This is a genomic window from Micromonospora sp. NPDC023633 (assembly GCF_040640035.1).
Lineage (GTDB): Bacteria > Actinomycetota > Actinomycetes > Mycobacteriales > Micromonosporaceae > Micromonospora.
Genome location: NZ_JBFABB010000243.1, coordinates 1 through 4,142 on the forward strand (window position 1 = coordinate 1; position 4,142 = coordinate 4,142).

Genomic DNA, 4,142 nt, shown 5'->3' on the forward strand with positions numbered 1-4,142 from the left:
ACATCGAACCGCAAGGCCCCATCGAAACCGAAGCAGCCCGACGCCTCGACGACGAACTCAACCAGAAGTAGCCCTCCAGTTACCCAACACTCTCTCAGGCGGTAGGCACCCTCAGGCGGTAGGCACCGTCAGGCGGCCGGCTCTGTCAGGCGGCCGGCACGGCCACTTCCGGGTCTGCCACGGTCGGCGCCGCCACGGCGGACGTCGGGCACGGGCGGACGGGGACGGTGGACGTCGGGCACGGGCGGACGGTGGGTGCGGTCAGGAGCGGCGCAGGGTGGCGCCCGGCGCCATGGCGGGCTCGACCATGTCGCGGTAGTCGCGCGGGAGCTGGACCACCACGTCGTCGAACTCGCCGCCGCTGATCGCCTCGCGCAGCGTGACGAAGACCGCCCGGGCGGCGTCCCGCGCGGCGGGCTCACCCACCCCGGCCCGGACGGCGACGCGGGCGACGAACTCGGCCGCGCCGAACCGCTCCGCCGACTCGGTGCGCGGGCTCGGCTTCAGCACGAGTTGCAGCGGCCGGGGCAGCTGGGCGGCCAGGTCCAGCACCTCCCCGCCGGTCAGCCGCTCGGCGAGGGTCTCCAGCGTCGCCCGGGTCAGCGCCACCGCCTGCTCCGAGGAGGTACGGGTGCGCTGGGCGACCTGGTCGACGAAGGTGTCGTAGTTCATCCGGGCTCCTTCGGGCTGCGTCGGGGCCTGCGCGTACCCGCCGGCGCGGCCGGGAAACGGTGGGGATTTCCGCGCCGGGCGGCGCGTGACGGCCCGCCGGGCGGGTAACCGCCGCCGGTCGTGACCCGATCGATGCCCCGGAGGAGCCGACACCATGGCGAGTTACGCCGACGTGCTGCAGTACCTGTCGAGCCTGGACTACCCGGCCGAGAAGGACGACGTGGTACGCGAGGCCGAACGGGAGGGCGCCCCGCCGGACGTGCTGCGCGCGTTGCGGGCCCTGCCGCCGGTCGACTACGCCAACGGCAACGAGGTGGCCCGCTCCGCGGGCATCGAGGCGGCCCCGGAGGTCGGCTCCGCCCAACGCGCGGCGCAGGCCCGGGACAAGCACCAGCGGGTGTCGCAGCACCTGCGCGGCATCTGAGCCTTGCCACCGTGGGCCGGCAGCGTGCCCGGGCCGGGCAGGCCCGGGCCGAACCGCGGCACCCGCGCCGGGCGGGACCGCGCCGGTGACGGATGACGACCCGCCGGCCGGCCGGGCACACCCCGGCCGCGGTCCAGCTCACCGTGATGGGCGTGGTCGGCCTGGTGGTCGGCGGGCTCACCGCGCTGGCCGGCACGCCGGCGCTGGCGCCGCTGGCCGGCTGGGACGCCGCCGCGCTGAGCTGGCTGGTGCTGGTCTGGCACAAGCTGTGGCCGATGGACGCGCGGCGCACGGCCCGGTTGGCGGTGTACGAGGACCCCAACCGGGCGGCGCGTGACGCGCTGCTGCTCGCCGCCTGCCTGGCCAGCCTGCTCGCCGTCGGCGTCGTGGTGACCCGCGCGCACGCCGGATCCGCCACGCCCGCCCGCAACGTCTACGGCGGGCTGGGCGTGCTGAGCGTGCTGCTGTCCTGGCTGGTGGTACACACCGTGTTCGCCGCCCGGTACGCGCGGATCTACTACACGGGGCCCGACGGTGGGATCGACTTCAACCAGCCCGAGCCGCCCCGCTACTCGGACTTCGCCTACCTGGCGTTCACCGTCGGGACGACGTTCCAGGTCTCCGACACGGCGCTGACCAGCAACGAGATGCGCCGGACGGCGCTGCGACACTCGATGGTGTCGTACCTGTTCGGGGCCTTCATCATCGCGGTCACGGTGAACCTGCTGGCCGGCCTGGCGAGGTGAGCCGGTGCCTGGCGGAAGTGGCGCCCGGCGAGAGGAGTAGTGCCGGACAGGCGGGCGCCCCCGTCGCGAACCGCGACCGGGGCGCCACGCAGAACCTGTCCGGTGGCCGGTCGGGCCCGAACCGGGCCGCGACCACCAGGCGGTCGATGTACGCCCGAACCGGGCGGGCATCTGCGCCGCGACCATCATACGATGAAACATCATCCGTTCGGCTGATTACGGTGCAAGTGTGGGCCAGCCCACCGCAGCGTCAGGCGGCCAGCTCCGCGTACCGCTTCTCCAGGTCGACCCGGGCCAGCGCCCCCACCAGCCAGGCCAGGCGCTCGGACTCGCCGCTGCCGGCCAGGCCCGCCAGGTCGTCGGCGGAGCGGCCCAGCCCGAGCCTGCGGGCCGCGACGAGCGCCCTGCGGTCCGCCACCGGCGCCACCTCCCGCCACAGCGCCTGGGCCTCGCGCAGGAACAGGTCCACCACCTCGGCGTCGACCCCGGGCAGCTCGGTGAGCAGTTCCCGCTCCCGAGCCGGGTCGTGGTGGGCCACCGCGCGCAGCCGGCGCAAATCGCCCCGGTAGCGCTCCACCACGGCCCGGGCCAGGTCGCCCAGGGTGTCGGCGAGCGCGTCGACGTCGCCGCGTTGGCCGCTGTCGCGCAGCACGCGGACCCGGTCGGCGTGCAGGGAGCGGGCCAGCCGGGCGGCGCTGTCCCAGCCAGCGGCGGGCAGGGCGTGCGCGCTGTCCACGGCACGCCGGAAGTCACCCCGGCGGGCCAGCAGCACGGCGAGGCAGAGCACCTGGAACAGGCTCGACGGGTTGTTGATCACCCGGAAGCCGTACTGCTCGGCGAAGCCGCGCCCGCTGCCGGCGAGCCGGCGTACCAGGCGTTTCCTGTCCTCGACGCGGGAAGTGGCTGTGGTCGGCATGCCGGCGACTACCCGTGCCGCGCCCGCCCACGCCTGCCCGCCTCAGCCGCGCCTGCCCCGTTTCAGTCGCTGCCCGCCTCAGCCGGCGCTGCCCCGTTCCGGTCGCGCCTGCCCGCCTCAGCCGCGCAGCCCGCCGCTGCGGTCGCGCGCCTTGAGGCGGGTGGTCGGCAGCGCCGGGGCGGGCAACGGCGGGGCGGGATCGTCGGCGACGACGCCGAAGCGCCGCCCGGCCATCCAGTCCTCCCGGGCGGCGGCCACCTCCTCGTGCGAGCGGCCGACGAAGTTCCACCACATCACCAGCGGCTCCTCGAACGGGGCTCCGCCGAGCAGCAGCAGCCGGCTCCCCGGCTCGCCCGTCAGGGTGAACCGCTCCCGGCCCGTGCCGAGGTAGAGCAGCGCCCCCGGGGCGATCGGCACCCCGTCGACCTCGGCGGCGCCGGACATGGCCAGCAGCCCGTACTCGAAGTCGGGACGCAGCGGCAGCGTGGCCGGCGCGGGCCCGTGCAGCTCCACCTGCGCGCCGAGCAGCGGGGTGTAGGTCAGGGCCGGGGACCGCTCGCCCGCGAGCTCGCCGACCAGCAGGGTGACGTCCAGCTCGCCGTCGCGCCAGCGCGGCAGGTCGGCGTGGTGGGCGAAGTCGGCGTCCCCGGCGCGGGCCGGGTCCGGCAGCGCCACCCAGAGCTGCACGCCGTGCATCAGCGGCGGATGCCGCTCGGGCGACCGCTCGGAGTGTGCGATGCCGTGCCCCGAGGTCATCACGTTGAGCTGGCCGGGGCGGATCGGCTGGACGTTGCCCAGGCTGTCCCGGTGCAGGATCTCCCCGTCGAGCAGCCAGGTCACGGTCTGCAGGCCCGTGTGCGGGTGCGGCGGCACCTCCATGCCGGGCCGCTCGGCCACGTCGTCCGGGCCGAAGTGGTCCACGAAGCACCACGCGCCGACCATCCGCCGCTGCCGCTGCGGGAGCAGCCGGCGAACGGTCGTGTAGCGGCCCAGCGGCACGTCGTGGCCCGGCAGCAGGACGCTGCCGGGATCGGCGGTCGCCACGCCGGGTGGTCGGGTCTCCGCGGGCATCTTCTCGGTACGCTCCACCGCCCGACTGTACGCCCGGACGAGGACACGAAGCCCCCGGCCGCCCACCGCCCAGCCGGCCCCGCCCCAGCTCGAACGCTTCCGGCATGCGTCGCCCCACACGCTCACCCGACTCCGACTCCGACTCCAGCTTGGCCGCCTCCGACTCCGACGTACTTCCGGCTTAATGGGCTGCGACTCAGGCTTGACCGACTACGGCTCCGGACATGCGTCTGGCCGGCACCCCGGGTGGGGTGCCGGCCAGCGGCGTCATTTCCCTGCTGGGTCAGCTGTTCCAGTGTTCGGCGACGAGGTC

5 protein-coding genes are annotated in these 4,142 nt (G+C 75.1%); 2 read left to right on the top strand and 3 right to left on the bottom strand.

The genetic code is table 11. From position 1 onward, the window contains the following. Window positions 1-261: 261 nt before the first annotated feature. Complete coding sequence (locus AB0G13_RS34195; RefSeq protein ID WP_357883698.1) at window positions 262-672, bottom strand: DUF2267 domain-containing protein; 411 nt, start codon at window positions 670-672, stop codon at window positions 262-264. Between the two features lie 154 nt (window positions 673-826). Between AB0G13_RS34195 and AB0G13_RS34200 the strand changes: the two genes are divergently transcribed. Next, a complete protein-coding gene (locus AB0G13_RS34200; protein ID WP_357883701.1) occupies window positions 827-1,096 on the top strand; it encodes a DUF2795 domain-containing protein in 270 nt (89 codons plus the stop codon). A gap of 92 nt (window positions 1,097-1,188) precedes the next feature. Further along, the gene (locus tag AB0G13_RS34205; protein ID WP_357883704.1) at window positions 1,189-1,842 is read left to right on the top strand and encodes a DUF1345 domain-containing protein; all 654 of its coding nucleotides are present in this window, start codon (window positions 1,189-1,191) and stop codon (window positions 1,840-1,842) included. 250 nt (window positions 1,843-2,092) lie between these two features. Here the strand turns inward: AB0G13_RS34205 and AB0G13_RS34210 are convergent, their stop codons facing one another. Then, complete coding sequence (locus AB0G13_RS34210) at window positions 2,093-2,758, bottom strand: hypothetical protein (protein ID WP_357883707.1); 666 nt, start codon at window positions 2,756-2,758, stop codon at window positions 2,093-2,095. A 117-nt stretch (window positions 2,759-2,875) separates the two neighbouring features. Next, window positions 2,876-3,847, bottom strand: coding sequence for a pirin family protein (locus tag AB0G13_RS34215; protein WP_357883710.1), 972 nt, complete (start codon window positions 3,845-3,847; stop codon window positions 2,876-2,878). Window positions 3,848-4,142 lie beyond the last annotated feature (295 nt).

Excerpts from the sequence above, each read along its gene's own strand:
- AB0G13_RS34195 (WP_357883698.1), bottom strand. The coding sequence starts at position 672 with ATGAACTACGACACCTTCGTCGACCAGGTCGCCCAGCGCACCCGTACC.
- AB0G13_RS34210 (WP_357883707.1), bottom strand. The coding sequence starts at position 2,758 with ATGCCGACCACAGCCACTTCCCGCGTCGAGGACAGGAAACGCCTGGTA.
- AB0G13_RS34200 (WP_357883701.1), top strand. The coding sequence starts at position 827 with ATGGCGAGTTACGCCGACGTGCTGCAGTACCTGTCGAGCCTGGACTAC.
- AB0G13_RS34205 (WP_357883704.1), top strand. The coding sequence starts at position 1,189 with ATGACGACCCGCCGGCCGGCCGGGCACACCCCGGCCGCGGTCCAGCTC.